Genomic DNA, 26,107 nt, shown 5'->3' on the forward strand with positions numbered 1-26,107 from the left:
GTGGCTGGTTATGATCCCTCCATACATCCCGCCGAAGCCGGATCGGGCGTATCCCACGCCGTCCACACCCCAGGATCGCGCGCCTGTCCGGCCGGCGGCCCGTCCCCATGCCTCCCCGCTCCCGAGGGCTGATGTCTCCCATAGAACCTCATGGCGCACCCGCGCGGTCGACGGCCCGTCGACGACGTACCGTGCGCCTGCGTACGCTGCTCATTTGGCTGGCGGTCGTCCCCACCCTGGCCATGGGCACCCAAGTCGTCGTGATCGTCGGTCAGCTCCTGGAGCGGTCGCAGCACCTGCGCGCCGATGTGGCGGCCGGTGAGCGGTACGGCGCACCCCTGTTCACGCTCATGGCCGAGATGCAGGCCGAGCGGAGGATGACCGCCGCCCGGTGGGCCGGCGCGTCCGTGACCGAGAACGACCTACGGGACACGCGCGCGGCCACGGACCGGGCCGCGGCCCAGTTCCGCTCGCTCATGCCCGCCGGTCCCGAGGGGGCCGAACGTGCGGACCGTCACCTCCAGGAGGTGACGAGCGGCCTCGACGACCTGGCCGCGTACCGCGATCGCGCTGACGCCCGCAGCAGCAGCGCCCACGGCGCTATCGCCTATTACAACCGCGTGATCGACCAGATCGTCGGCGTCTACCAGGACGCTTTCAGCCATGGCGCGGAAGGTGAGCTGGCCCAGGAGAGCCGGCCGATGGTCGCCATGCTCTCCGCCTCCGAGATGGTGGCCCGCGAGGACACGATCCTCGCCCTCGTCGAGCCCTCCAGGGAGCTCAGCCCCACCGCGTTCGCCGAGTTCGCCAACGCCGTCGGAGCCCACCGGTACCTGTACGAAACGTGGGTCGTGCCGTATCTGCCGGCCGAGGAGCGAGTGTCCTACGCGCAGTTGACGGGCTCGGACGCCTGGCGTACCAAGACCGCGATCGAGAACGCCGTCGTCTCCGAGCACAAGGACCTCGACTCCGGGGGTGTGCGGCTGCTGCCCCGCGACGTCGCCGACTGGCGGGCCGCGCACAAGGAGTTCGCCGCCGGCCTTGCCGCGCTCAACGCCGAGCGGTCGCGGGCCGTGGCCGCACGCGCCGACGCCAAGGCCGCCGAGCTCGAAGCCGAGGTCACCTGGCTGATCGCGGGAAGCGGCGGTGCGCTCCTCCTCGTCGTGCTCGTCGTCGTCTTCACCACCCGCTCGGTGCTGCGCCGCCTGCGCGGCCTGCACGAACGCACGGTGACCGTCGCCGACAAGACGCTTCCGGACGTCGTCGACCGGCTGCAACGCGGGCAGAGCGTGGCAGCCGACGCACTGCCGACGGTGGGCGGAGACAAGGACGAAGTGGGTCGAATCAGCGACGCGTTCGCCCGTGTCGTCGCCGTATCCGTCGACGGACACCAGCAGCTCGCCGCCGAGCGTCAGGGCTTCGGGATGTTCGCCGCAGGCATCGCCTCGCGCACCGGAAACCTCGTCAGCCGCCAGCTGAGCCTCACCGAAGACCTCCAGGACGCCTTCGGCCACAACGAAGCGCTCCTCGCCCAGCTGATGAAATCCGACCAGTTGACGGTGGGCATGCGGCGACAGATCGAAAACCTGCTCATCCTCGCGGACGGCGAGATATCCGACCCGCACACCGAGCCCATGCGCGTCGCCGACCTGCTGCGCGAGGCGGCGGCGGAGGTCGAGGAGTTCCGGCGGATCGAGCGCCAGGCCCTGGACGAGATCAGCGTGGAGCCGCGCGTGATCAGCCAGGTCAGCCACCTCCTGGCCGAACTGCTCGACAATGCCACCCGCTTCTCCCCGCCGAGGTCGAAGGTCGTCATCCGCGCCGAAGCCGTGGCGGACGGGCTGTCCGTCGAGATCGAGGACCGCGGGCCGCGCGTGTCCCCCGAGCGCTACGAGGAGATGAACGCCCGCCTGCACTCGGCCCCGCCGTACTCGGTCCTGGCGGAGAACGCCCATCGGCTCGGACTTTTCGTGGTCGGCCACCTCGCCGACCAGCTGGGGGCCACGGTCACGCTGCGCCGCTCGGTCTTCGGAGGTACGTCGGCGGTGGTGATCCTGCCGAAGGACCTGCTGGTACGGACGGAGTCGCGGACGGAGCCCGTGCGAGAGTCGTCAGGTGAGCCCGTACAACCCTCCGTCCCCGCACCACCAGCCGTCCCCGCGCCGCGTCCGCCGGAGGAGCGCAAGCCGGAGCTGGTCCTGCACGCGGGTTCCGGTTTGCCGACCCGCCGGGTGGCGGACCGGGCACCCGAGCGGCCCGCCGACGCGGCCACCCCGGACGGCACCCCGGACGGCACCTCGCGCCCGGCCCTCCCCGAGCGCGTCCCGCAGACCCACATCGCCGAGCAACTCCGCGCCCCCCGCGCACCCGAAGAGACCGTCGTACAGGACAAGGCGACCCCCGAAGAGGTCGCCGACGCCTGGGCGGACTTCCAGCACGGAATCCAGACAGTCGAAGAAGAGCTCCGACGGGATCAGCCATGACGACGACACCCAACGACATGATCTACAGCGTCCTGGACAACAACCTGAGCAGGATCGCCGGCGTCCAGGGCGCCGTGCTCCTGTCCAACGACGGCATCATGCTCAGCGCCTACCTGCTCGAACGGGACCGCGCCGAGCGCGTCGCCGCCGCCTCCTCGGGAGTCGCGGCCACCATGAAGGCGATCTCCCGGGAGGTCGGTGGCGGCCGGGTCATCCGCCAACTGGTCGAGATGGACGAGAGCTACCTCTGCATCGTCGGCTGCGGCGAGGGCAGCACGCTCATCGTGGTGACCTCCCGCAAGGCGCGCCTCGGCGAGCTGGGCGGCGAGGCGGTACGGACCGCGCAGGCCCTCGGCGAGTGGCTGGGCACCCCCGAGCGCGCCGAGACACCGAGCTCCTGATGCCGGACGAGCCGCGCGAGCCGCAGCGCGGAAGCCGGCGCCGTACGCGGCTGTACGCCCTGACCGACGGACGTACCGCCGCAACCCACACCGTCCTCACCATGGACACCACCATCACGGCGGCGACGCCCGAGGAGGCCCACGGCGGTCTGCCCACCGAGTGGCAGGCCGTCCTCGCCCTGTGTGCGCCGCCGAACGGGAGGGCGGTCGCCGAGATCGCCGCACGGATGCGGATCCGCCTCACCCCGATGACGCTTCTGCTCGGCGAACTCGCGGACCGTGGGCTGATCCACCACCAGCCGCCTCTGGAGGCGGCCGCGACCACCAATGTCCACCTGCTCATGAGAATCAGGGACAACCTTGCCCGGATATGACACCTCTGCCGACGGCGTCACGGCCCCCGTCAAGATCCTGATCGCGGGAGGGTTCGGCGTCGGCAAGACGACCCTGGTCGAGACGGTCTCGGAGATCGAGCCGCTGCGTACGGAGGAACGGCTGACTGCCGCGGGTGTCGGCGTCGACGACCTCGACGGCATCGAGGCCAAGACGGTCACCACGGTGGCGATGGACTTCGGCCGCATCACCCTTACCGACGCCGGGGTCGTGCTGTACCTGTTCGGAACACCGGGCCAGGAGCGCTTCTGGTTCATGTGGGACGACCTGCTGAACGGGGCGCTCGGGGCGATCGTGCTGGTCGACACGCGCCGCCTGGACCGCAGCTTCCCGGCCGTCGACTTCTTCGAGAGCCGCGGGCTTCCGTTCGTGGTCGCCGCGAACTGCTTCCACGGCGAACAGCACTACACCGCCGAGGAGATCAGAGCGGCCCTGCACCTGGGCGACCCGAACACCCCCATCCTCATGCTCGACGCCCGCTCCCGTGACGACGTTCGGGGCGCCCTGCTCTCGCTGCTCGACATGCTGATCGCCAGGGCGGGCGGGACCGCGGCGACCGTCTGAACCCGGCCGTTGCGGCGGAGGCGACCTCGACACCCTCAACGGCGGTGCCGGCGACGACACCGTCGACGGCGGCCCCGGCAACGACCGGCTCACCGGCGGCCCGGGCGCCGACAGCTTCATCGGCGGGCCCGGTCGCGACGCCAACACCGACTTCACACCTGCCGACGGGGACACCAACTCTCCCTGACCACGGCGCGCCAGGCCTGAGGTCCCCTGCGTGGGACCTCAGGCCTCCGTGGTAACGGCGAGGAAGCCGGCCCAGGCGGCGGGGGCGAGGGCGAGTTGGGGGCCGTCGGGGTTCTTGGAGTCGCGTACGTGGACGGTGGTGGGGCAGGCGGCGACCTCGACGCAGTCGCCGTCGCCGCTGCTGCTGTAGGTCGACTTGTGCCAGGAGAGCGCGACTTCGACGCAGTCGCCGCTGCCACTGCTGCTGTAGCTGCTCTTGAACCAGGCCAGGTCTGTGGTGCTCATGTAGCTCCTCGCATCTGCCGCAACAGGCTCCGGGAGTCTTCCAGGGTAAGAGCCTGTGAGCGCATCCTGGCATACCGCATCTGGAGGATGCTGACCTCTTTGCGGTCGGCGATGAACTGGCCGCCGCGCTGCCCCTCGCCGTAGGCGAAGACTCTGTTGTCCGGAGTCTCCAGGAGCTGGAAGGGGCCGCCGAACCCCGCGTGGTGGCCGAGCTTCTTCGGCAGGACCTGAACCTCGATGTTCCGCCGTGCGTCGAGTTCGAGGAGGTGGTCGAGCTGTTCCCGCATCACTTCCGCGCCGCCCGTGGGCCGTTCGAGGACGTGCTGCTCGATGATGAAGCTGTACGCCGTGTTCGGCCGCTCCGTCACTAACCGCTTCCGTTCGAGTCGGGCCACGAGCTGCTCCTGGATCTCCTCGTCGCCGAGCGGCGGGCGTCGCTCGGTGAAGAGTTCCCGCGCGTATGCCTCCGTCTGCAGCAAGCCCGGCACCATCCGGTTCTCGTACGTGTACAGCGTCAGCGCCACCGCCTCCAGCTTCGCCCACTGGCGGAACCAACTCGCCAGTCCCGGCTGCCTCGACAGATGCTTCGCCGCCGCCCGGATCACCCCGAACGCGTCCAGCACCTCCTCCGCCCGCTCCACGAAGTCCGCCGACGGAAACCGTCGGCCCTGTTCGATGGAGGCCACCGTCGGCAGCGAGTACCCCACTCTCGCGGCGAACTCCTCCTGCGTGAGCCGCGCCCGCTTACGGAAGGTCTTGACCACCTCCCCGAAGGTCTTCAGGCTGTCCGAAGCCTCGGGCTCGCCGCCGCCTGCCGTGTGCCCCTCTGTCATCCCGTACACCTTCCGTGCAGCCGCACCCCAACGGGGCCATCGTCACGGCCGGTTACCGATACTGTCCACCCTCCGGACCCGTACGCTCACTCAGCGTACGAGTGGCTGACCTGGCAACCCGCCCCTGACCTCGCCACATTGATCACATGACCTCCCCCCTGACCCACCAAGGACCCGTCACCGTACGTGTGTTCACCCAGCGCTTCAGCTCCACCCCACGCGGCGCCCGCCTCGCCCGTCTCCTGGCCGTCCACCAGTTCCGGCACTGGGACGTCCCGCAGGACACCGCCGCCCTGCTCGTCGCCGAGCTCGCCGCCAACGCCGTCACCCACGGCCGGGTCCCCGGTCGTGAATTCGAGCTGACGCTCTCGTACACCCCCGGCCGCCTGCTCCGTATCGACGTCTCCGACACCCGCACCGAGCGCCGACCCCCGAGCCCCGGGGCACTGGTCGGCCCCCGGCCGCTCGCCGATGCCGGCCGCGGCCTGCTCATCGTCGAGGCCCTGGCGTCGCGCTGGGAGGTCCGGGACCGTCTTCCGATCGGCAAGACGGTCCGTGCCGAGCTCGACCTCTCGGGAGGCTGAATCCGTTGGCCCGCTGATCGCCGAGCCGGAATAATCCGCATGTCAGGGACAGGGAGGGGGTCATGACGGAGATCGTGTGCGCCGCGTGCGACGCCGTGTTGAGTGCGCCGCTGTCGCAGGTCGCGCTTCCCGGCCACGCGCATCAGACGTGGGGAAACGGAGTCCTGCTGCCGGTGCTCATGGAACCGGGCACGTACGCCGTCGAACCGGAGCCCTACGGGCCGCCCTGGCGGACGTGGAGTGACGTCGGGGAGGAGGAGGCGGCGGCCCGCGGCGTGTTCGCACCCGTCCATGCCCTGTCCTACGGTGACCGGGGAGCGATCGTCGTCGCGCCCGGCGACACCCGTGGCACCGTCCTGATCCCGGAGCGATGCGGTGGCTACTGCTGCGGGCTCGACGGCGGCGACGGTCCGAATCTGGCGTGTGAGCAGTGCGGTCGGGCGGTGGCGACCCGTGTCGACGACTGTTCGCTCTGGCAGGCGGTGTGGTTCGCCCCGCACGCCGTGCGCCGTCTCGGCGACGATGCCCCTGCTGGTCGGGATCTCGGCTGGGAGGTGCTTGCGCGGCCCGGGTGGGGCGCGCCGCCGGTCGATCTGTCCGGGGTGTGGAGCCGGCGGTGGGAGGCGGTGGTCGGGGCGGGGTTGGCCCATCTGGTGGCGGCCTCCGGCGGCACACCCGTCACCGTTCCCGACGGCCTCCTCGCGATCACGTTCGGGCGCGTCCTCGGCGCGCTGCTCCCGCCCGGTGGGCCGGTGAAGCGGGCGGCCTTGGCCGGACCGGGCCTGCACGCCGCCGGCCCCGCCCCCGACATCGCGCTCGTTCCGCGTCATCCGCGGACGGGGGAGCCGTGGCGGACGGCGAGCAGTCCGGTGGCCGTGGCGTTGGACGCCGAAGTGTGGGCGTATCTGGCTCTGGGCTTCCGCGACGAACGGTTCCGCGCGCCCGCGACGGGCGGACTGCCGGAAGGTGTCCTCCGGGACGATCCGCTGCCGCTGCGTCCGGCAGGCCACTTCTGGCCCGACCCGTGGGTGTTCATCCGCACGCTCGCGCGGCTGCCCGCCGTCCGGCAGCCGTGGCTGCGCAGCATCTACGACCGGGTGACGGACCGCCCGTTCGGCTGGCCCGGTCTGTGACACCTCGTTCTGTGACACCTCGGTCTGTGACACCTCGGTCTGTGACACCTCGGGCGCCCGCGCCGCTCGGACGCCGACGGGAGTCCGAGCCTCAGGCGTCCGGCGCCGGTTCCAGCAGGTCCCAGCGGTTGCCGTAGAGGTCCTCGAAGACCGCCACCGTGCCGTACGGCTCGTGCCGCGGTTCCTCCAGGAAGCGGACGCCCGCCGTGGTCATCCGGGTGTGGTCGCGGGTGAAGTCGTCGGTGTGGAGGAAGAAGCCGACCCGGCCGCCCGTCTGGGCGCCGACGGCCTCCTCCTCCGCCGGGTTCTTCGCCCGCGCCAGCACCAGGGCCGAGCCGGCGGGGCCGCCCGGCGGGCGGACGACGACCCAGCGGGAGCCGTCACCGCGGTCGGTGTCCTCGACGAGGTCGAAGCCGAGGGCGTCGGTGTAGAAGGCGACGGCCTCGTCGTAGTCACGGACGACGAGGGTGACGAGAGCGAGGAAGGACATACCCCGAGGTTATACGTATGACCAGATGGGTGCCACGCGGTGCGACAATGCACCGCATGGACGCCCAGCTGCTCGCCGAGCTCACCGACCGCGCCCGGCTCCTCGCCGTTCCCGGCCGGCGGCGGATCCTGGGGCTCGCCGGGGCGCCGGGGGCCGGGAAGTCCACGCTCGCGGCCCGTCTGGTCGCCCGGCTCGACGGACTCGCCGTCCTCGTCCCGATGGACGGCTTCCATCTGGCGCAGGGAGAGCTGGAGCGGCTCGGCCGGGCGGAGCGCAAGGGGGCGCCCGACACCTTCGACGCCGCCGGGTACACCGCCCTGCTCGCCCGGCTCCGCGCCCCCGAGCCCGGCACCACGGTCTACGCCCCCGCCTTCGACCGCACCCTGGAGGAGCCCGTCGCCGGTGCGGTGTCGGTCGGGCCCGACGTGCCGCTCGTCGTCACCGAGGGCAACTACCTCCTCCACGACGAGGGAGGGTGGGCCGGTGTCCTGCCGCTGCTCGACGAGGCGTGGTTCCTGGAGCTCGACGACCACCGCCGGGTGCCCCGGCTCGTGGAACGGCACGTCCGCTTCGGCAAGGACCGCGCCCACGCCGAGCGCTGGGTCCGCGACTCCGACGAGTCCAACGCCCGCCTCGTCGCCCGCGGCCGGGACCGCGCCCACCTGGTCGTCCGGATGAGCTGACGAGCCGGCGGGTCAGCGGGTCAGCGGGCCTGGCGGGCGTGGTCCGTCGCCGCTCGGGCCAGGGCCCGGACGATCGGGTGCGGGCGTGAGCCGTCGCCCGCGAGTTCCGGCTGGAAGAGGGTGGCCAGGAAGAAGGGGTGGCCGGGCAGTTCCGCGATCCGGACCTGGCCGTCCTCGTCCTCGCCCGTGAACCGCAGCCCGTGGGCGCGCAGCGTGTCGAGGTGGCGGCTGTCGGGGCCGTAGTCGCAGTGGTACCGCTCCGTCGTCCGCTCGGCGCCGAGCACCGACTCCGCGAGCGAGTCCGGTGTGACCCGCACCGGCCCTTCGTGCCCGATCAGCGAGCAGGCGAGCGGCGCGATCAGCAGGTCGTCGCCGGCCGCCGACGGATCGTTCTCGGCGTGGGCGGCGGCGGTCAGACCGCAGACCTCGCGGGCGAACTCGAGCAGCGCGTGCTGGAAGCCGCCGCAGGTGCCGAGGAACGGGATGCCGTCCTCGCGGGCCGTACGGATCGCCGCGAGTGCGCCCGCCTCGCTCTCGTACGGGCTCCCCGGCAGCACCCACACCGCGTCGAAGCCCTTCACCGCGCCCGGCGCCTCCGCGTCGCGGCTCGGGATCCAGTACGCGTCGAGGACGATGCCGTCGCGCCTCCTCCGGCTCGACGCCGCCCGCGCCGACCTCGCCCGGTTCGCCGCCGCGCTGCCCGGGACGCTGACCCTCGCCGCCTCCCCGCTCGCCCTGCGCCCCCGTACGATCGCGGCCCTCGCCGGCCTGCCCGCCGTCGGCGTCACGCTGCGGACCCTGCCCCGCGACGAGGTGTCGGCGGCCGTCGCGACCGGCGCGGCCGACCTCGGTCTGGTCGACGGACCCGCCGCCCCCAGCGACCCGTTGCGGCTGCCCGACGTCGCCCTGCTCACCGCCACCCGCGTCACCGAGGAGCCGTTCGCCGTCGTCCTGCCCGTCGGCCATCCGCTCGCCGGCCGCCAGAACCACGGCCTGCGGCTCGCCGACCTCGTCGACGCCCGCTGGCTCGACGCCCCCGACGCCGGGATCCCGCTCGACCGGCTCCGCTCCGCGCACGGCGGGCCGGCCGGCCAGGGCTTCCGTACGGCCCTGCGTCACGAGGGCACCGACAGCCGCGTCCTCGGCGCCCTGGCCGCCGCCGGGCACGGACTGACCCTGCTGCCCGCCTCCCTCGCCGCCACGATCGCCGGAGCCGTCGCCGTACCGCTCAGCGCCCCGCGCCTCGTCCACCGCGTCGAACTGCTCCACGCCGGCCGCGAACCCGGGGGCCCGGCCGCCGAGTTGGCCCGACGGCTCGCCGCATGAGCGGGGGCAGGGCCTAGGCTGTTCCCACGGCGAGAGGGAGGCGGGCGGACGTGGGGTTGTTCCGGCGAGGGCCGAAGCGTGACGGCGACGACGCGCCCAGGGACCCCGAGTTCTCGTACTTCTCCGTACGCGAGGCCGCCCTCTTCCGCAGCCGCGTCCGCGAGGCGTTCGCCGAACTCGGCCTCGAAGTCACCGTCTACGCCGACCTGGTGCGCGACGCAGACGGCCGCGCGTTCGGCCTCGGCAACCTCGCCGCCGTCTGCCACAACGACCGGCGCGGACCGCGCGTGTGGCCCGCGCTGATCCGCCGCCACGTCGGCCTGGTCCTCCGGACCATGGACGGCCCCTCCGCCCTCGACACCCTCCGCCCCGAGCAGATCCGCGCCCAGCTCTACCCCCGGGTGGTCAGCGGCGACGGCATCGACCCCGGGACCTTCGGCTACGCCAGGAACGTCGCGCCCGGACTGTACGAGATCCTCGCCCTCGACCTCCCCGAGAGCGTCATGATGCTCACCGACGAGGCGCTCGAACCGCTCGGCGACGTCGACGACCTCCGCGACCGGGCGCTCGCCAATCTGCGCGGGCTTCCCGTCGAGGGCCACGAGACGGTACGGGACGCCGACGGCATGTCCTTCGAGGTGATCCTCGGCGACTCCTTCTACACCGCGAGCCGCGTCCTCGACCTGGACGCCGTCGTACGGCGCGTCACCGGCCGGCCGCTCGGCGATGACGGAGCCCTCGTCGCCATGCCCTTCCGGCACCAGCTGGCCTTCCACCCGATCCGCGACACCACGATCGTCCCCGCGCTCGGCGCGATGGCCTCGTTCGCCGCCTCCGGCTACGAGGACACGCCAGGCGCCATCAGCCCGTACGTCTTCTGGTGGCGCGGCGGCACGCTCACCCAGCTCAGCGACCGCGACGAGGACGGCGGCGAGCTGCGGATCGTCGTCGGCGAGGACTTCCACGAGCTGCTCGAACGCCTCATCACGCAGGGGCCGGGCCCCGGCCCCGACCCACGCTGAACGGTCGCGTCCGCCGCCCGGGGCGGGCAGGATGACGACATGTCGAGTACCCCCGCGCCCTTCACCGCCGACGACTACCGCGCCCGGATGACCCGTGCCGCCCAGTCCGCCGCCGACGCCGGACTCGCCGGAGTCCTCGTCGCGCCCGGCCCCGACCTGGTGTACCTCACCGGCTACCAGCCGACCGCGATCACCGAACGGCTCACCGCCCTCGTCCTCGCCGCCGGCCAGGACCCGGTCCTCGTCGTGCCGACCCTGGAGGCCCCGGACGCCGAGAAGGCCCCCGGCGCCGCCGCGCTCACCCTGCGCGACTGGACCGACGGCAAGGACCCGTACGCCGTCACCGCGCCCCTCCTGGACATCGACGGCCGATTCGGCGTGAGCGACAACGCCTGGGCCATGCACCTGCTCGGCCTCCAGAAGCAGCTGCCCGCCAGCTCGTACGTCTCGCTGACCGAGGCGCTGCCGATGCTCCGGGCCGTCAAGGACGCGCACGAGCTGGAGCGGATCGCGGCGGCCGGCGCCGCCGCCGACCAGGCGTACGGCGAGATCCTCAAGGTCGCCTTCGCGGGCCGCAGGGAGACCGAGGTGGCCGCCGACCTCGCCGCGCTGCTCCTGCGCTTCGGCCACTCCCAGGTCGACTTCACCGTCGTCGGCTCGGGCCCCAACGGCGCCAACCCGCACCACGAGGCGGGCGAACGGCTCATCGAGCGCGGGGACATGGTGGTCCTGGACTTCGGCGGCCTCAAGCACGGGTACGGCTCCGACACCACCCGTACCGTGCACGTCGGCGAGCCGACCGCCGAGGAGCGGCGCGTCCACGACCTGGTGCGGGAGGCGCAGCAGGCCGGCTTCGAGGCCGTACGGCCCGGCGCGGCGTGCCAGGACGTCGACCGGGCGGCCCGGAAGGTGATCACGGACGCGGGCTACGGCGAGTACTTCATCCACCGCACCGGCCACGGCATCGGGGTCACGACGCACGAACCGCCGTACATGATCGAGGGCGAGGAGCTCCCGATCGTGCCCGGCATGTGCTTCTCGATCGAGCCGGGCGTCTATCTGCCGGGCCGCTTCGGGGTCCGGATCGAGGACATCGTGACACTGACCGAGGACGGTTCAGGACGTCGCTTCAACCACACCCCGCGCGAGATGGCGATCGTCGAGTAGAGGCCCTCACCCGTCCGGTAGAAGCCCTCACCCGTCCGGTCACCCGTCCGTCAGGACCACCGCGCACTCCGCCGGGAGCCGTAGCAGTCCGTCCGCGCCCGGCGCCTCGACCGGCTCCCAGGCGGCGAGGACCCGGTCGCGGCCGTTCGTGCCCAGCGGGATCTCCACCGGCTCCTTGCCCAGGTTGACCGCGATCCGCAGCACCCCGCGCCGGAACGCCAGCCAGCGGGCCTCCTCGTCGAACGCGACCCGGACCGCCGCCAGGTCCGGGTCGGTGAGGTCCGGCAGCGTGCGGCGCAGCGCGATCAGCTCCCGGTGCCAGGCGGCGAGCCGGTTGTGCGGGGCGCGTTCGCGCTCCGTACGGTCCAGGACGGAACGGTCCCGGGTGGACGGATCCTGCGGATCGGGAATGTCCTCCTCCGCCCAGCCGTGCTCCGCGAACTCCCGCCGCCTGCCCCGCCGTACCGCCTCCGCGAGCTCCGGGTCGGTGTGGTCGGTGAAGTACATCCAGGGGGTCGTCGCCCCCCACTCCTCGCCCATGAACAGCATCGGCACCGAGGGCCCCGTCAGGACCAGCGTCGCCGCGCAGGCGAGCAGCCCGGGGGAGAGGCTCGCTGAGAGCCGGTCGCCCAGCGCCCGGTTGCCGACCTGGTCGTGGGTCTGGGCGTACGCCAGGAAGCGGTGCGCGGGCGTACGGACCCGGTCCACCGGGCGCCCGTGGTGGCGGGCCCGGAAGCTCGAATACGTACCGTCGTGGAAGAAGACATACGTCAGCGTCTTGGCGAGCGCGGCCAGCGGAGCCTGCGCGAAGTCGGCGTAGTAGCCCTGGGATTCACCGGTCAGCGCCGTGTGCAGGGCGTGGTGGAAGTCGTCGTTCCACTGGGCGTGGACGCCCAGGCCGCCCGCGACGCGCGGGGTGGTCGTGCGCGGATCGGCGAGGTCAGACTCGGCGATCAGGAAGTGCTGGCGGCCCTGTTCCCGCGCCAGCTCGTCCACCGCCTCGCTCAGCTCCTCCAGGAACGTCAGCGCCCGCCCGTCCACCAGGGCGTGGACGGCGTCCAGGCGGAGCCCGTCGATCCGGTAGTCCTGGAGCCAGGCGAGCGCGCTGTCCCGCAGATAGGTGCGGACCTCGTCCGAGCCCGGCGCGTCGAGGTTCACGGCCGCGCCCCAGGGCGTGTGGTGGATGTCGGTGAAGTACGGGCCGTAGGACGGCAGATGGTTCCCCGACGGGCCGAGGTGGTTGTGGACCACGTCCAGGATCACGCTCATCCCGAGCCCGTGCGCCGTGTCGACGAACCGCTTGAGCGCCGTCGGCCCGCCGTACGGCTCGTGCACCGCCCACGGCGCCACGCCGTCGTACCCCCAGCCGTGCCTTCCGGGGAAGGGGCAGAGCGGCATCAGCTCCACATGGGTGATGCCGAGCCCCGCCAGCTCCCCGAGCCGCTCCGCCGCCGCGTCCAGGGTCCCGTCCGGGGTGAAGGTGCCGATGTGCAGCTCGTACAGGACGGCGGCGCGCAGCCGCAGCCGCGGGGCCTCGTTGAACCAGACGTACGCGGAGTGGTCGACGACCGCGCTGAGGCCGTCCGGGCCGTCCGGCTGGCGGCGGGAGCGGGGGTCGGGCAGGACCGGGCCGCCGTCCAGGGAGTAGCCGTACCGGTCGCCGTCCTCGGCCGGCACGACACCGGTCCACCAGCCGGCCCGCTCGGCGTCCCGCTCCAGCGGGTGTCCGGTGCCGTTGAGCTCCAGCGTCACCCGGTCACGGGCCCGCGGGGCCCACACCTCGAACAGCACCGGCCGATCCCCTCGTCGATGGTCCACACATCTGCACAGCGAAGACTGCGACTACGGCGTCCATCCTGGCAGTCAGGACGAGGCCGCGCCCGGCGTGTCCCAGACGAAGTCGATCGCCCGCTGGAAGGTCGCGTACCCCGTCCGGGCGAAGGCCTTGGCCATCGGGACGTTGCCCAGGTCGGTCGCCGCACGGATGCGGGGCACGTTCTGACCGGCCAGGATGCGGGTGCCCTCGGCGAGGATGTCGTCGATGTAACCCTTGCCGCGGTGGGTCGGGACCACACCGATGTAGGCGATCGTGTGGTTGTAGTTGTTGCGGGCGGGCACGACGAAGCCGACCGGCTCGCCGGTCCCCGGCAGCTGCGCGACCTGCCACCACTCCTGAGGCGAGGCGTACTGCGCGAACTCCTCGTCGTACTGCTGCTCCGCCGCCTCCCGGGGCGTCATCCCGGACGCGAGATCGGCCTGCCCGTGCGCGTCGAGGGTGCCCTCAAGGACCGGGGCCATCAGCGCGACCAGATCCTCGCGGTCGCGCACCGGGCGGAACTCAAGGCGGCCCTTCGGCTCCGGTACGGGAGTCCCCGGCAGCCACTCCAGGCGCAGCCGCTCGACCAGCGGGCGGGCCCCGGAGGCTTCCAGGACGCCGAAGAGGGTCTCCAGCTCGGCCCGCGTCGCCGGCACGTCGCGCCAGTCGGCCGGCATGAACCGGTTGAACTCGGGGCGGGGCGCGCCCGTCGGTACGACCGCGGCGGTCGCCGTCTCCAGCAGACGCAGGCCGATCCCGGCGCGCTCCTGCTCGGGCAGTTCGGGGTCGAGGTCGAAGAAGTCGAGGGCGAGCGGCTCGCCGCCGGCCTTGTTGGTCCACCAGGAGAGCCTGGCGAGGACCCGGTCGCCGCGCAGGGCGACCCACATCCAGGCCGGCACGCGGCGGCCGGTGGCGAGGTCGTCCGCGAGTTCGTGGTCGAGGACGTAGTTGAGCCGGCGGAACAGCGCCAGCTCCTCCGGTCCGGCGAGCGGGCGGAGTATCACGCCGTCGGGCGTGTCGGTCGAGGACGTGGTCACGTCATATCCCCCTGGGAGTCGAGTGCGCCGCAGAAGGTACCAGCGTTCTTGATCGGGGCGGTAAGGGATTACGGGAGGGTACGGATCAGGGGACGGTACGGGGTTGGCGGGCGGTACGGATAAGGGGCGGCCCGGGGTTGGCTGGCGGTACGGATCAAGGGACGGCCCGGGGTTGGCTGGCGGTACGGGTTCGGCTGGTGTCGCCGCTGCTCGCGAGGGCCACCGCGGCCCCTACGGGGCGGTGCCTGTGGGGCCGCGTGGCCCCCTGGGGCCCCGTTCTGGACACCTCGGGTCTCTCGGACGGACAATCACGATGTGACGACCCCTTTCGAGTTCTCCACGCAACCCGCTCGGCCCTCCGACGCCGAGCGGGACCGTGCGCTGGAGCTGCTCCGTGAAGGTGCCGCGCAGGGCAGGCTCTCGCACGACACCTTCCTGTTCCGGATGGAGCGGGCGCTCGTCGCCCGTGGGCCGGACGAACTCGCGCTCCTCACCGCCGATCTGCGCACCGAGTCCGGCTGGACGCGGCGGCTGGTCGGGGCGGTGGAGAAGATGTCCGGGTTCACGGCGAGGCTCGGCCGGGCCTGGAGTACCGAGCGGTTGCCGAAGCTGCTCCTGCCCGAACCGGCGCCGTACCCGCTGCGGATCGGCCGCGACCCGGTGAACGGGCTGCGGCTCAGCCACGAGACGGTCTCCCGGCTGCACGCCGAACTCTCCCTGCAGGGCGGCCTCTGGGTCCTGCGCGACCTCGGCTCGACCAACGGCACGACCGTCAACGGCCGCCGGGTCACCGGCGCGGTGGCGGTCCGGGCCGGTGACGCGGTCGGCTTCGGGCAGATGACCTTCCGGCTCTCGGTGCGCTGAACATCCCCTTCGTTCCCCGGGGACTTCCCTTACGGGTGGGGGTAACCCCCCTTCGGTACACGGGAGTCCACCAGTGACCGCGAACCGCCTCCGACGCGAGGCTTCTCACCATGAGAAGAACTGGGGATCCGGTCACGGTCCGTACGGCGCGATGGTGCGCGACCCACCCGTGGAAGGCGATCGCCGGCTGGGTGCTGCTGCTCGCCCTGTGTGTCGGCGCGGGGGCGGCCGCCGGTACGAACAAGGGGACGTTCGCCGACTTCTGGATCGGGGAGGCGGGGCGGGCGGAGGCGATGGCCTCGGGCAGCGGGCTGACGCCCCCGCCGATGGAGCAGGTGCTGATCGAGCGGAAGGCGACGGCCGGCGGGGCCGAAGCGGCCGCCGCGGCGGACGAGATCCGGCGGCGGATGGCGGCGCTGCCGGCGGTCGAGTCGGTCGGCGCACCGGTCGCCTCGTCCTCGTCCGGACGCGGCGAGGCGGTGCGGGTCGCGGTCACCCTGCGCGGGGACCGCGAGACGGCGAAGAAGGAGGTCGAGACGCTCCTCGCCGAGACCGCGGCCGTCCAGCGGGCCCACCCGGCCCTGACGATCGAGCAGACCGGCAGCGCCTCCATCTCCGTGGCGGTCAACGACAAGCAGGGGCAGGAGCTCCAGCGGACCGAGATGATCAGTCTCCCGGTCACGTTCCTGATCCTGCTGGTGGTCTTCGGCGCGGTCCTCGCCGCCGGAATCCCCGTCCTCCTCGCCCTCTTCGCCTTCGTCGGCGCGGTCGGCCTGTACGGGCTCGCGTCCTGGGTCTTCCCGGACGCGGGCGGCGCGGCGCTCAGCGTCATCTTCATGATGGGCATGGCGGTCGGCGTCGACTACTCGCTCTTCTACCTCAAGCGGGCCCGTGAGGAGCGCGAGCGTTCCGGCGGGACGATCTCGCACGCCCGCGCCGTCGAACTGGCCGCCGCGACCTCGGGCCGGGCGGTCGTCGACTCGGGGCTCGCGGTCGCGCTCTCGCTGGCCGGTCTGTACCTCGTCGGGGACGTGATCTTCTCGTCGATCGCGACGGGGGCCATCCTCGTCACGCTGGTGGCGGTCGGCGGCTCGCTGACCGTGCTTCCGGCGCTGCTGGCCAAGCTGGGCCACCGGATGGACGGCGGCCGGTTCGCCCGGCGGCGGCGCGAGCGGCGTGCCGCGCGCGGCGCAGGCGGCGCAGGCGGCGAGGGCCGCGTGTGGGCCGCGCTGCTGCGACCGGTCGTGCGCCGGCCGCTGGTGGCGCTGCTCGCCGGCGTCGCCGCGACCGTCGCGCTCGCGGCGCCCGCGCTCGGGATGCGGCTGGGCACCGAGGGCAAGGAGACGTTCCCGGACAGCATCCCGGCGGTGGCGGCGTACGACCGGCTCGTGGCGGCCTTCCCCTCCGAGGGGCCCGCGCATCTCGTCCTCGTACGGGGCGCGGACCCGGCGGCTCCGCTGCGGCAGCTGGCGGCGGCGACGCGCGGCGACGCGCTGTTCGCGCAGGACACGGCGCCGGTGGTGCGGACGGCCGAGGACGGGCGTACGGCGCTGCTCGCGCTGCCCGTCCCGTACGCGGCGAACTCGGCGGAGGCCGACCGCTCGTTGGAGCGGGTCCGCGAGGTGCTGCTGCCCGCCGCCGTCGAGGGCGAGCCGGGTCTCGCGTGGGCGGTGTCGGGCGAGATCGCGGCCGGCGCGGACTACGCGGCGCACCAGGAGGAGCGGCTGCCCTGGGTGATCCTCTTCGTCTCGCTGGCGACCCTGGCGGTCATGTACGCGGCGTTCCGCTCGGTGGTGCTGGCGGCGCTCGGCACGGTCCTCAACCTGGCTGCGGTCATGGTCGCGTGGGGCGTGCTCACCCTGGTCTTCCAGGGGACGTGGGCGGAGGGCCTGCTGGGCTTCGAGTCCCTGGGCTTCGTCGGCTCCCGTACGCCGCTGATGGTGTTCGCGCTCCTGGTGGGGCTCTCCACGGACTACCAGATATTCGTCGTCAGCCGGATCCGCGAGGCCGCACGCCGGGGCGTACCGACGCGGGAGGCGGTGGTCGACGGGATCGCGGGCTCGGCGAGCGTGGTGACGAGCGCGGCGGTGATCATGGTGTCGGTCTTCGTCAGCTTCCTCTTCATCGACCGCATCGAGATGAAGCAGATGGCGGTGGGCCTGACGGTCGCGGTCCTCTTCGACGCCCTCGTCCTCCGCGCGGTGATCCTCCCCTCGGCGATGGCACTCCTGGGCGAACGCGCCTGGTGGCCGCACCGCCCGACCGGGACGCCGACGGCGGCGCGGTCCGGTGCGGCGGTCGCCAGGGAGAAGGCCCTCGCCTGAACCCCTGGCACGACGAGGTGGGGCGGCGTGAGCCGCCCCACCTCCTTCGCGTAGAAGGGCGGCCTTCTCGGGGCACGGCGCATTCACCCGTTCGGCGGTATGCGGGCTGCGGTGTACCCCCGTCGGTGGTCAGGTGGGGAGACGTACCCACGCCGGACCGACAGGGGGCGCGATGAGCGACGAGGCGAAGCCGGGGATACGCCCCGACCGGTGGGCGGACCTGCCGCCCATGGAGCCCGGGTCCTCCCCGAGCGCCCCCGCCCGCACCACCCTCGCCGCCGCCGCCGCGGCCGCCGGGCGGCTCTGGGCCGACACGGAGGGCGCGCCCTCCGGCGCCGGCCGGACCGTCGCGCCCAGCCCCCTCGACCCCGGCGTCACACGGAACCCCCACCCGGTCCACCGCGTCCTGCGCGAGCAGTTCCCGCTCACCTACGACCCCCTGCTGCGCGCCTGGGTCCTCAGCCGGTACGCCGACGTCGCCACCGCCCTCACCGACGCCCGCTTCACCCACGGCCACCGCCCCGGCGACCCGCCCTGCGCCCGCACCCACGTCGACGTCGACGAGGACGAGCTCCGCAGCGTCACCGCCCGCACCGCCCACGTCCTGGCCCGCCGGATCGCCGACCGGCCGAACGCCGACCTCGTCGCCGACTTCTGCCACTGGCTGCCCGCCGGTACCGTCGCCGCGGCCGTCGGGGTGCCCTACCGCGACATGATGCGCCTCGTCCGCGGCCGCGCCGCCTCCGCGCTCGCCGGCCAGTGCACCGGCCAGATCGCGGTACGGGAGAAGGCCCTCGCCTCCTTCCTCGCCAACGTGCTCGCCCACCCCGGCCAGGCGCGTGAGCTCCACGCCGCGCCCTCCGGGCAGATCGCCCGCGCCTGGACCGAGTCGCTCCGCCGCGACCCGCCCGTCCAGATCGCCGTCCGCCGCACCGCCTCCGAAGTGCGGGTCAGCGGCGGCACGATCCCGCCGGGCGAGCCGGTCGCCCTGCTGATCGGCGCCGCCTGCCGGGACCCGGAACGATTCCGCGCACCCGACCGCTACGACCCGCTGCGCGACGACCCCGGCCAGCTCACCTACGGCAGCGGCGCCTGCCCCGCCGTCCTCCTCGCCGGCCTCGAAGCCGAGTACGCCCTGCGGGCGCTCCTAGACGCCATGCCCCGCCTCAAGCTCGCCGACGGATTCCGGCCCGAGCGGACCGGTCTGATCACCCGCGCGCCGCGCAGCATCCTCGTCAGGCCCGGCGGCTGAGCAGCGCCACCGGACGCGCGTCGAACAGGTCGACCGGCTTCACCGCCCCGCCCGCGAACTCCCGTGCCCCGTCGAGGAGATCGACCCAGCGGCCCGGCGGCAGGACCAGCTCCGTGTCCTGCCAGCCGCCCTCCTCCGCCAGCCGCAGCGGCAGCCGCGTGACCGCCGTGACCACCTCGGCCTCTTGACCCGCTTCACCCGCGCGCCCGCGTGCGAAGGCCAGACAGTGCGCCGCCGCGACCCCGGTCACCGTCAGGGGGAGGTACGAGTCCGGCGCGGCGAAGACGTCGGGCCGCAGCCGGCGCAGAGCCAGCGCGGCCCGCACCACCGCCGTCTTGTCGTCGTCGGCGTCGGCCCCTCCGACCGTGAACGGCCGCCGGTTGTCCGGGTCGACCAGCGCCCGGTACTCCCGCTCCGTGCCCTGGTAGAGCTCCGGCACCCCCGGCATCGTCAGCTGGACCAGGGTCGCGCCCAGCATGTGCGCCCGGATGTGCGGCTCCAGGGCGAACGCCGCCTCCGAGGCCGCGCGGAGCGGAATCCGGCCGGGTCCGGCCGCCACGAACTCCGTCACCGCCCGCTCGTACCCGGGGTCCGGCTCGGTCCAGCTGGTCTGCAGCCCCGCCTCCCGTACGGACTTCATCACCGCCGGGCCGAGCCGCGCCGGATCCGGCGCGCCGAAGCCGAACGCCGTCTGCCACGCCGTCCACGCCAGATGCGGATCCGGCGCCGCGACCCCCGCCACCTCGTCCAGCAACTCCCGCCACACGGACGGGCACTGGGCGAGCACCGCGATCCCGGCGCGGACGTCCGCGCTGCGCTTGGTGTCGTGCGTGGACAGCACCGTCCCGGTGGCCGGCCAGTCCCGGGACAGCCGCAGACAGTACGCGTGGAACTCCTCGGGCCCGACGGCCGGCCGCCCCGGCTCGCCGCCCACCTCGTTCGCCGACAGGAGCGGGGTGTAGCGGTAGAAGGCGGTGTCCTCCACGGACTTGGCGCGCAGCGCCGACGACGTCTGGGCGAACCTGGCCCGGAACGCCCGGTGTTCCGGACCGTCGCCGAGCCGCCCGAGCGCCAACTCCCGTACGGTGTCGACCGCCGCGGCCTCCTCCGGTACCGCGAAAGCCGCCTTCGCGCCGCGCGCCGCCTCCGGGGTCAGGACCTCCTCGCCGCCGGTGCGGTAGAAGCGGTAGACCGGTACGCGGACCAGGAGTTCGCGGATCGCGGTCCGCAGCGCCCAGGGGGCGTGGTCGCGCAGCGCGGGATCGGCGGCGCAGATCCGCTCCGCGAGCCGGGTCAGCGCGGCGGTCTCGGCGGCCAGTTCGTGGGTCACGACCTCGTACGCGGCGCGCCGGGCGGTCGCCTCCCAGGAGCCGCCCCGGTCCCCGGCCCGCCCAACGAACTCGCGGTATACATCGGCGAGTTCGTCGGCTCCGACTCCGTCGACGAAGACGCCGTCCACATACCGCAGGGCGTCGTAACCGGTGGTCCCGGCCACCGGCCAGGTCGGCGGCAGCGGCTCCGTACCGGTGAGGATCTTCTCCACGACCGTCCAGCACCGGCCACCCGTCGCCTCCCGCAGCCGCTCCAAGTAACCCTCGGGGTCGGCGAGTCCGTCCGGGTGATCGATCCGCAGCCCCTCGATCACCCCGTCCCGCACCAGCTGCACGATCGTGGCGTGGGTCGCGTCGAACACCTCGGGGTCCTCGACCCGTACCCCGATCAGCTCCGAAATGGTGAAGAAGCGCCGGTAGTTGAGCTCCGTACGGGCCAGCCGCCACCAGCCGAGCCGGTACCACTGCGCGTCGAGCAGCTCGGGCAGCGGCAGCCCCTCCGTGCCCGGGCGGAGCGGGAACGACTGGCCGTCCAGGTGCAGCGCGCCGTCGGCGACCCGCATCCGGTCCCGTACCTCCGGCAGCCGGGCGGGCAGCACCGGCAGCAGGATCCGCCCGTCCCCCGCCGCCCGGTCGATGTCGAACCAGCGGGCGTACGGCGAGTCCGGGCCGTCGCGGAGCACGGCGCGCAGCGCGTGGTTGTGCGTGGGCGACGCCGCCATGTGGTTCGGCACCAGGTCCACGACCAGGCCCAGACCGTGCGCCCGGGCGGTCGCCGCGAGCGCCCGCAGCCCCTCCTCGCCGCCCAGCTCTGCGCGGATCGCGCGGTGGTCGGTCACGTCGTAGCCGTGCGTCGAGCCGGGCACGGCCTCCAGGACGGGGGAGAGGTGGAGATGGGACACCCCGAGCCCGGCGAGGTACGGAACGGCCCGCTCGGCGGCCGAGAAGGGGAAATCCGGCTGGAGTTGGAGCCGGTAGGTGGCGGTGGGCACGGTCGGGGAGGTGGGCCGCGGGGTGGGGCGGGGCGGGAGAGAGGACGTCATGCGAACGTACGTACCCGGCGCGACGGCTTCTGTGTCATCGCCTCATGCGTCCGTCCGAGTGCATCGCGTTACGTTCGGGCGATGCTCCGGATGTATCGCGACACGTTGTCCCTGCTCGGGCCGGTCCTCCCGGTCGTCTCCTTCCTGGGGCGGCTCCCCACCGCGATGTGCCAGCTCGGCAGCCTGCTCCTGGTCGCCGAGACGAGCGGGTCCCTGACGACGGCCGGGCTCGCGGGCGGGGCGCTCGCGGCCGGGCAGACGGTCGCCGGTCCGGTCATCGGCCGGCTGGCGGACCGGCGCGGACAGCGCGGGGTGGTGCTGGTCGCCTCCCTCGCCAACGCGGTGGCCGTCGCCGCGCTGGTCCTCGCGGCGCTCGCGCACGCGGCGACGGGCTGGCTGATCGTCTGCGGCGCGCTCGCCGGGGCGACCGTCCCGCAGGTCGGGCCGCTCGCCCGGACCCGTTCGGTCGCCCTGGCCCGGCGTTCCGGCGCGGACGACCGGCTGGTGGGCACGGTGCTCTCGTTCGAGGGCACGCTGGACGAGGTGTCGTTCGTGCTGGGGCCGGCGCTCGTGGGCCTGGCCGCCGCTTTCGCCCATCCGGCGGCCGCGCTTCTGATGGCGGCGGGTCTCCTCGCGACGTGCGGCACGGCGTTCGCCCTGCACCCGTCGGCCCGCGTCGCCGAGGGAGATGCCACGGCCGTCACCACCCGTACGGGCGCCGCCGAACGGGGGCGGCTGCCCAGGTCCGCGTACGCCCTTCGGATCACGATGGTGCTCCAGGGCGCCATGTTCGGGGCCTCGCAGGCCGGCATCACCGCGCTCACCGAGAAGCTCGGGGCGCCCGCCCAGGCCGGGCTCGTCTACGCCGCCATGGGCGTGATGAGCGCAGCCGTCGGCCTCTCGATGGCCGCCGTGCCCGCTCGGATCGGCCTGCCGACCCGCTGGCGGGCGGCCACAGGCGCGCTGGTCGTGCTCTCGGCCCCGCTCGTCCTCGTCGACTCGCTTCTCGCCCTGTACGCGGTCGTGATCGTCCTCGGCGCCGCCTACGCGCCGCACCTGATCACGGTGTTCGGCCTCACCGAGCGGACCGTGCCCGCATCCCGGCTCTCCGAGTCCATGGCCTTCCTCACCAGCGGGATCGTGGGTGGCCAGGCCCTCGCGCTCGCCCTCTCCGGCCGCCTCGCGGACACCCATGGCGCGCCGGCGGCCTTCGCGGTGGTGGTCGTCGCGGCCGTCCTGTGCGCGGTGCTGTCCTGGTCCGTCCGCACCCGCCTGCCGTCGGGCGCCACCCGTGAGCTGGTGAGCGGCCCCTGACGGGCAGGGCCGTCGTGTCATTGAAGCCTGGTGGGTGGGACTGCGTCGACCACCCGCTGTGCAGCGCCGTGGTCTGTGTGACGTAGCCGGGCTTCTTCCAGATCCACGAAGTCCGTTTCCTGGTGCGGGCGTTGCCCACGCCAGGCAGAGGGCGAGAGCCGGCAGTCGGGCCTTCTGCTCGCGACCCGGACATGCCGCGGATATCCTGAATACGAATGGATCAGTGCGCTCCGCCGATCCCAGCTCCGGTTCCGGTATTGCCGTGGCGCAGACAGGACGCCCGCAGGAGCGATGCGATGGACCTGTTGCCAGTCGAGATCAAGGTCAACGTCGAAGGTGATGCGGGGGCGGCCCTGTCCGCTCTCGGCGCGGCGCACGGTGTGACGAGAGTGCGTCAGATCTGGTTTGCCGAGGACTCGGGCGGCGTCCCCGAGGGGCGATTGCCGCTGCTGGACGGCGGGGTGATCGTACGGTTCCGGCTGGGTGGCGGTCCGGACGACCTGACGGTCAAGCTGCGTCCGTGCACACGGGAGCAGTTGGGCGGCCGGTTCGCCGCCTCTTTCGACGCTGAACCCCTCACCTACAAGATCGAGGAGGACTGGTCGGGCGCCCGCCGCGTGCTGGCCGCCTCCCTCGTCCACGACCATCGGCCGGGTCAGCTTTCGGACGCGGTGGCGCCCGGTGCCGATCCCGCCGCGCCGATCGACGCGGTACAGGATCAGTTCCTGCACGTGTGCGCTCCCGCCGTCCACTTCGGTGGGTTGGTCGCACTGGGGCCGATTCACTCGACCAAGGTCGAGGACGTTGCGCTCGACGACCTGGAGGTGAACCTCGAGGTGTGGCGGGGCGCCGGTCTGAAATTCCTGGAAGCGTCGAGCCGGGTCAAGCCCAAGGACGGTGACGACGCCGAGGAGCTCATGGCACGGGCCGAGCGCAAGCAGCGAAAACTCGAGGATGCGGTGCGAGGGCGAGGAGTCACCATCTCTGAACACCCCGACACCAAGACCCGCCGGGTTCTGAGCGCGTTGGCTGGTGAGGGGCCAGGCTGAGACGCTTGCGGCGGGCCGCGGCGGCCACCTCCGCCAGATCGCCTACCACCGTCTGCGCGGCAGACACGGCACCGTGCAGGTTACGGCGCCCGCAGGTTGACGCGCTCACGCCTCGACGACCTGGGCATGTCGACCGCAACGGCAGCGGGATCGTCGAGGCCGGCGACCTGAGGTGCCTCCCGCGCCGGAGGGGAACCTCACTGCCAGGGCCCGGCAAGGGCGCCGTCCGTTGTGCCCCCCGGACTCCGTCCGGGGGGCGGGGTCGGTAGCCCCTACGCCGGGCGTTTCAGTACCGTCAGGCTCAACGGGGCCAGGGACACGCGTTCGCCGGCGGCTACCTTGGGGCCCTCCTGGGGAGGGATGCCCTCTGGGTGGGAGGTGTCCACGACCACCCGCCAGCACTCGCCGTGGTTGATCGGGACCTCGAACTCCAGCTCCTCCGACGACGCGTTGAACATCAGCAGGAACGAGTCGTCAGCGATCCGCTCCCCCTGCGTCCCCGGCTCCGAGATCGCGTTGCCGTTCAGGAAGACCGAGAGCGCCCGCGCGTGCGCCGCCTGCCAGTCCCGCGCCGTCATCTCCTCGCCCTCCGGCGTGAACCAGGCGATGTCCGTCAGCTCGTCGTGCGTCCCCTCCACCGGCCGCCCGTGGAAGAAGCGGCGGCGCCGGAAGACCGGGTGGTCCCGCCGCAGCCGCACCATCGCCCGGGTGAACTCCAGGAGCGTGCCCTCCTCCGACGCGCCCGGCTCCGGCCAGCGCACCCACGACACCTCGTTGTCCTGGCAGTACGCGTTGTTGTTGCCGCCCTGCGTCCGCCCGAACTCGTCGCCGTGGCTGAGCATCGGCACGCCCTGCGACAGCATCAGCGTCGCGAGGAAGTTCCGCATCTGCCGGGCCCGCAGCTCCCGGATCCCGATGTCGTCCGTCTCGCCCTCGGCGCCGCAGTTCCACGACCGGTTGTAACTCTCGCCGTCCCGGTTGCCTTCGCCGTTCGCCTCGTTGTGTTTGCCGTCGTAGCTCACCAGATCCCGCAGCGTGAAACCGTCGTGGCAGGTCACGAAGTTGACCGAGGCGAGCGGCCGGCGGCCGTCGTCCTGGTACAGGTCCGACGAGCCGGTCAGCCGGGACGCGAACTCGGCCAGCGTGCGCGGCTCTCCGCGCCACAAGTCCCGTACACAGTCCCGGTACATGCCGTTCCACTCGGTCCACAGCGGCGGGAAGTTCCCCACCTGGTAGCCGCCCTCGCCGACGTCCCACGGCTCGGCGATCAGCTTCACCTGGCTGACCACCGGATCCTGCTGCACCAGGTCGAAGAAGGACGACAGCCGGTCCACCTCGTGGAACTGCCGCGCCAGCGTCGCCGCCAGGTCGAAGCGGAAGCCGTCGACGTGCATCTCCGTCACCCAGTACCGCAGACTGTCCATGATCAGCTGGAGCACGTGCGGGGACCGCATGAGCAGCGAGTTCCCGGTGCCGGTGGTGTCCGTGTAGTACCGGCGGTCGTTCGAGAGGCGGTAGTACGAGGGGTTGTCCAGGCCCCGGAAGGAGAGCGTGGGGCCCAGGTGGTTGCCCTCCGCCGTGTGGTTGTAGACCACGTCGAGGATCACCTCGATCCCCGCCTGGTGCAGCGCCCGTACCGCCGACTTGAACTCCAGGACCTGCTGCCCCCGGTCGCCCCACGAGGCGTACGCGTTGTGCGGGGCGAAGAAGCCGATCGTGTTGTAGCCCCAGTAGTTGGAGAGCCCCGAGTCCACCAGCCGGTGGTCGTTGACGAACTGGTGCACCGGCATCAATTCCAGCGCCGTGACGCCCAGTTCCTTCAGGTGCCCGATCACCGCCGGGTGGGCGAGCCCCGCGTACGTCCCGCGCAGCTCCTCCGGGAGCTCCGGGTGGAGCATGGTCAGGCCCTTCACATGGGCCTCGTAGATCACCGTGCGGTGGTAGTCGGTGCGCGGGCGCCGGTCGTCGCCCCAGTCGAAGTACGGGTTGACCACGACCGAGGTCATCGTGTGCGGCGCCGAGTCGAGGTCGTTGCGCGAGTCCGGCCGCCCGAAGTGGTAGCCGTACACCGCCTCGCCCCACTCGATCGAGCCCGAGACCGCTCGCGCGTACGGGTCGAGGAGCAGCTTCGCCGCGTTGCAGCGCTGCCCGCGCTCCGGTGCGTACGGACCGTGGACCCGGAATCCGTACCGCTGACCCGGCATCACTCCCGGCAGATAGGCGTGCCGGACGAAGGCGTCCGTCTCGCGCAGTTCCACCGCCGTCTCCGAGCCGTCGTCATGGAGCAGACACAGCTCGATCCTGTGGGCGGCCTCCGAGAAGACCGCGAAATTGGTTCCAGCGCCGTCGTACGTGGCGCCAAGGGGATACGCCTGTCCCGGCCAGACCTGCATAGATACGACTCTTCCATTCTGATCCGGGTGTCGGGGTGCACTCCGGCCAGATCCTGCCCGAAAGAGAGCCGCGGGCGGGCGACCTGACACGCCGGGCGCGCCGCGGGAGCCCCCGTACCGCCGCGTCAACGACG

23 protein-coding genes and 1 pseudogene are annotated in these 26,107 nt (G+C 72.8%); 16 read left to right on the plus strand and 8 right to left on the minus strand.

Annotated elements, in window-relative coordinates; all coding sequences use genetic code 11:
* The first annotated feature begins 191 nt into the window (after positions 1-191).
* The 5 genes and pseudogenes from Q5762_RS17785 to Q5762_RS17805 all read left to right on the plus strand — a co-directional run.
* Positions 192-2,483, plus strand: a complete 2,292-nt coding sequence (locus Q5762_RS17785) for a sensor histidine kinase (protein ID WP_315893110.1) — start codon at positions 192-194, stop codon at positions 2,481-2,483.
* Entirely contained in the window at positions 2,480-2,884 is a 405-nt protein-coding gene (locus tag Q5762_RS17790) for a roadblock/LC7 domain-containing protein (protein ID WP_315893111.1), read from the plus strand. The genes Q5762_RS17785 and Q5762_RS17790 overlap by 4 nt, the downstream gene beginning before the upstream one ends.
* Positions 2,884-3,258: a DUF742 domain-containing protein gene (locus Q5762_RS17795; protein WP_315893112.1), complete on the plus strand. Its 375-nt coding sequence runs from the start codon at positions 2,884-2,886 to the stop codon at positions 3,256-3,258. The genes Q5762_RS17790 and Q5762_RS17795 overlap by 1 nt, the downstream gene beginning before the upstream one ends.
* Positions 3,245-3,841, plus strand: a complete 597-nt coding sequence (locus Q5762_RS17800) for an ATP/GTP-binding protein (RefSeq protein ID WP_315893113.1) — start codon at positions 3,245-3,247, stop codon at positions 3,839-3,841. Before Q5762_RS17795 ends, Q5762_RS17800 begins: the two co-directional genes overlap by 14 nt.
* A gap of 25 nt (positions 3,842-3,866) precedes the next feature.
* Positions 3,867-4,028, plus strand: a pseudogene (locus Q5762_RS17805) (hypothetical protein); the annotation flags it as partial.
* A 38-nt stretch (positions 4,029-4,066) separates the two neighbouring features.
* Here the strand turns inward: Q5762_RS17805 and Q5762_RS17810 are convergent.
* Both Q5762_RS17810 and Q5762_RS17815 read right to left on the minus strand, forming a co-directional pair.
* Positions 4,067-4,312, minus strand: a complete 246-nt coding sequence (locus Q5762_RS17810) for a DUF397 domain-containing protein (RefSeq protein WP_315893114.1) — start codon at positions 4,310-4,312, stop codon at positions 4,067-4,069.
* Positions 4,309-5,145, minus strand: coding sequence for a helix-turn-helix transcriptional regulator (locus tag Q5762_RS17815; protein ID WP_315893115.1), 837 nt, complete (start codon positions 5,143-5,145; stop codon positions 4,309-4,311). The genes Q5762_RS17810 and Q5762_RS17815 overlap by 4 nt, the downstream gene beginning before the upstream one ends.
* A gap of 146 nt (positions 5,146-5,291) precedes the next feature.
* On the opposite strand from Q5762_RS17815, the gene Q5762_RS17820 reads away from it, so the two are divergent.
* Positions 5,292-5,729, plus strand: coding sequence for an ATP-binding protein (locus Q5762_RS17820; protein WP_315893116.1), 438 nt, complete (start codon positions 5,292-5,294; stop codon positions 5,727-5,729).
* Between the two features lie 62 nt (positions 5,730-5,791).
* Positions 5,792-6,862, plus strand: a complete 1,071-nt coding sequence (locus Q5762_RS17825) for a hypothetical protein (protein WP_315893117.1) — start codon at positions 5,792-5,794, stop codon at positions 6,860-6,862.
* A 91-nt stretch (positions 6,863-6,953) separates the two neighbouring features.
* On the opposite strand, the gene Q5762_RS17830 is transcribed toward Q5762_RS17825, so the two are convergent.
* Complete coding sequence (locus tag Q5762_RS17830) at positions 6,954-7,352, minus strand: VOC family protein (protein ID WP_315893118.1); 399 nt, start codon at positions 7,350-7,352, stop codon at positions 6,954-6,956.
* A 47-nt stretch (positions 7,353-7,399) separates the two neighbouring features.
* On the opposite strand from Q5762_RS17830, the gene Q5762_RS17835 reads away from it, so the two are divergent.
* The gene (locus Q5762_RS17835) at positions 7,400-8,035 is read left to right on the plus strand and encodes a nucleoside/nucleotide kinase family protein (protein ID WP_399495193.1); all 636 of its coding nucleotides are present in this window, start codon (positions 7,400-7,402) and stop codon (positions 8,033-8,035) included.
* 20 nt (positions 8,036-8,055) lie between these two features.
* Here Q5762_RS17835 and Q5762_RS17840 read toward each other — a convergent pair whose 3' ends face one another.
* Positions 8,056-8,787, minus strand: coding sequence for a glutamine amidotransferase-related protein (locus Q5762_RS17840; protein ID WP_315893184.1), 732 nt, complete (start codon positions 8,785-8,787; stop codon positions 8,056-8,058).
* On the opposite strand from Q5762_RS17840, the gene Q5762_RS17845 reads away from it, so the two are divergent.
* From Q5762_RS17845 to Q5762_RS17855, 3 genes are read left to right on the plus strand one after another with little or no spacing between them, the layout of a single operon-like run.
* A complete protein-coding gene (locus Q5762_RS17845) occupies positions 8,669-9,361 on the plus strand; it encodes a LysR family transcriptional regulator substrate-binding protein (RefSeq protein ID WP_315893120.1) in 693 nt (230 codons plus the stop codon). The two genes, Q5762_RS17840 and Q5762_RS17845, sit on opposite strands and share 119 nt — an antisense overlap.
* A 50-nt stretch (positions 9,362-9,411) precedes the next feature.
* Positions 9,412-10,383: a hypothetical protein gene (locus tag Q5762_RS17850; protein WP_315893121.1), complete on the plus strand. Its 972-nt coding sequence runs from the start codon at positions 9,412-9,414 to the stop codon at positions 10,381-10,383.
* A gap of 39 nt (positions 10,384-10,422) precedes the next feature.
* Positions 10,423-11,550 (plus strand): Xaa-Pro peptidase family protein, encoded by a 1,128-nt coding sequence (locus Q5762_RS17855; protein WP_315893122.1) that lies wholly within the window; start codon positions 10,423-10,425, stop codon positions 11,548-11,550.
* Between the two features lie 39 nt (positions 11,551-11,589).
* Here Q5762_RS17855 and treZ read toward each other — a convergent pair whose 3' ends face one another.
* Both treZ and Q5762_RS17865 read right to left on the minus strand, forming a co-directional pair.
* Positions 11,590-13,341 carry a malto-oligosyltrehalose trehalohydrolase gene (gene treZ, locus Q5762_RS17860; protein WP_315893123.1) on the minus strand — a complete coding sequence of 584 codons (1,752 nt, stop codon included), beginning with the start codon at positions 13,339-13,341 and terminating at the stop codon, positions 11,590-11,592.
* A 72-nt stretch (positions 13,342-13,413) separates the two neighbouring features.
* On the minus strand, positions 13,414-14,403 hold the full coding sequence (locus tag Q5762_RS17865) for a GNAT family N-acetyltransferase (RefSeq protein ID WP_315893124.1): 990 nt from the start codon (positions 14,401-14,403) through the stop codon (positions 13,414-13,416).
* 315 nt (positions 14,404-14,718) lie between these two features.
* Here Q5762_RS17865 and Q5762_RS17870 point away from each other — a divergent pair, with 315 nt between their 5' ends.
* The 3 genes from Q5762_RS17870 to Q5762_RS17880 all read left to right on the plus strand — a co-directional run bounded on the left by Q5762_RS17870 (position 14,719) and on the right by Q5762_RS17880 (position 18,843).
* Complete coding sequence (locus Q5762_RS17870; protein WP_315893125.1) at positions 14,719-15,267, plus strand: DUF1707 and FHA domain-containing protein; 549 nt, start codon at positions 14,719-14,721, stop codon at positions 15,265-15,267.
* Positions 15,268-15,377: 110 nt separating this feature from the next.
* Positions 15,378-17,591 carry an MMPL family transporter gene (locus Q5762_RS17875; protein ID WP_315893126.1) on the plus strand — a complete coding sequence of 738 codons (2,214 nt, stop codon included), beginning with the start codon at positions 15,378-15,380 and terminating at the stop codon, positions 17,589-17,591.
* A gap of 172 nt (positions 17,592-17,763) precedes the next feature.
* The gene (locus tag Q5762_RS17880; protein ID WP_315893127.1) at positions 17,764-18,843 is read left to right on the plus strand and encodes a cytochrome P450; all 1,080 of its coding nucleotides are present in this window, start codon (positions 17,764-17,766) and stop codon (positions 18,841-18,843) included.
* Here Q5762_RS17880 and treY read toward each other — a convergent pair.
* Positions 18,827-21,217: a malto-oligosyltrehalose synthase gene (treY, locus tag Q5762_RS17885; RefSeq protein WP_315893128.1), complete on the minus strand. Its 2,391-nt coding sequence runs from the start codon at positions 21,215-21,217 to the stop codon at positions 18,827-18,829. The genes Q5762_RS17880 and treY overlap by 17 nt on opposite strands.
* Positions 21,218-21,307: 90 nt before the next feature.
* Between treY and Q5762_RS17890 the strand changes: the two genes are divergently transcribed.
* A complete protein-coding gene (locus Q5762_RS17890; RefSeq protein ID WP_315893185.1) occupies positions 21,308-22,531 on the plus strand; it encodes an MFS transporter in 1,224 nt (407 codons plus the stop codon).
* Positions 22,532-22,827: 296 nt separating this feature from the next.
* Positions 22,828-23,580, plus strand: coding sequence for a hypothetical protein (locus Q5762_RS17895; protein WP_315893129.1), 753 nt, complete (start codon positions 22,828-22,830; stop codon positions 23,578-23,580).
* A 272-nt stretch (positions 23,581-23,852) separates the two neighbouring features.
* Here Q5762_RS17895 and glgX read toward each other — a convergent pair whose 3' ends face one another.
* Entirely contained in the window at positions 23,853-25,973 is a 2,121-nt protein-coding gene (glgX, locus tag Q5762_RS17900) for a glycogen debranching protein GlgX (RefSeq protein ID WP_315893130.1), read from the minus strand.
* Positions 25,974-26,107: the final 134 nt, after the last annotated feature.

This window comes from Streptomyces sp. P9(2023) (assembly GCF_032436795.1).
Classification (GTDB): Bacteria; Actinomycetota; Actinomycetes; order Streptomycetales; family Streptomycetaceae; genus Streptomyces.

Excerpts from the sequence above, each read along its gene's own strand:
- Q5762_RS17815 (WP_315893115.1), bottom strand. The coding sequence starts at position 5,145 with ATGACAGAGGGGCACACGGCAGGCGGCGGCGAGCCCGAGGCTTCGGAC.
- Q5762_RS17835 (WP_399495193.1), top strand. The coding sequence starts at position 7,400 with ATGCACCGCATGGACGCCCAGCTGCTCGCCGAGCTCACCGACCGCGCC.
- Q5762_RS17855 (WP_315893122.1), top strand. The coding sequence starts at position 10,423 with ATGTCGAGTACCCCCGCGCCCTTCACCGCCGACGACTACCGCGCCCGG.
- Q5762_RS17880 (WP_315893127.1), top strand. The coding sequence starts at position 17,764 with ATGAGCGACGAGGCGAAGCCGGGGATACGCCCCGACCGGTGGGCGGAC.
- glgX (WP_315893130.1), bottom strand. The coding sequence starts at position 25,973 with ATGCAGGTCTGGCCGGGACAGGCGTATCCCCTTGGCGCCACGTACGAC.
- treY (WP_315893128.1), bottom strand. The coding sequence starts at position 21,217 with ATGACGTCCTCTCTCCCGCCCCGCCCCACCCCGCGGCCCACCTCCCCG.
- Q5762_RS17830 (WP_315893118.1), bottom strand. The coding sequence starts at position 7,352 with ATGTCCTTCCTCGCTCTCGTCACCCTCGTCGTCCGTGACTACGACGAG.
- Q5762_RS17875 (WP_315893126.1), top strand. The coding sequence starts at position 15,378 with ATGAGAAGAACTGGGGATCCGGTCACGGTCCGTACGGCGCGATGGTGC.
- Q5762_RS17890 (WP_315893185.1), top strand. The coding sequence starts at position 21,308 with ATGTATCGCGACACGTTGTCCCTGCTCGGGCCGGTCCTCCCGGTCGTC.
- Q5762_RS17845 (WP_315893120.1), top strand. The coding sequence starts at position 8,669 with ATGCCGTCGCGCCTCCTCCGGCTCGACGCCGCCCGCGCCGACCTCGCC.
- Q5762_RS17790 (WP_315893111.1), top strand. The coding sequence starts at position 2,480 with ATGACGACGACACCCAACGACATGATCTACAGCGTCCTGGACAACAAC.
- Q5762_RS17810 (WP_315893114.1), bottom strand. The coding sequence starts at position 4,312 with ATGAGCACCACAGACCTGGCCTGGTTCAAGAGCAGCTACAGCAGCAGT.
- Q5762_RS17820 (WP_315893116.1), top strand. The coding sequence starts at position 5,292 with ATGACCTCCCCCCTGACCCACCAAGGACCCGTCACCGTACGTGTGTTC.
- Q5762_RS17825 (WP_315893117.1), top strand. The coding sequence starts at position 5,792 with ATGACGGAGATCGTGTGCGCCGCGTGCGACGCCGTGTTGAGTGCGCCG.
- Q5762_RS17795 (WP_315893112.1), top strand. The coding sequence starts at position 2,884 with ATGCCGGACGAGCCGCGCGAGCCGCAGCGCGGAAGCCGGCGCCGTACG.
- Q5762_RS17895 (WP_315893129.1), top strand. The coding sequence starts at position 22,828 with ATGGACCTGTTGCCAGTCGAGATCAAGGTCAACGTCGAAGGTGATGCG.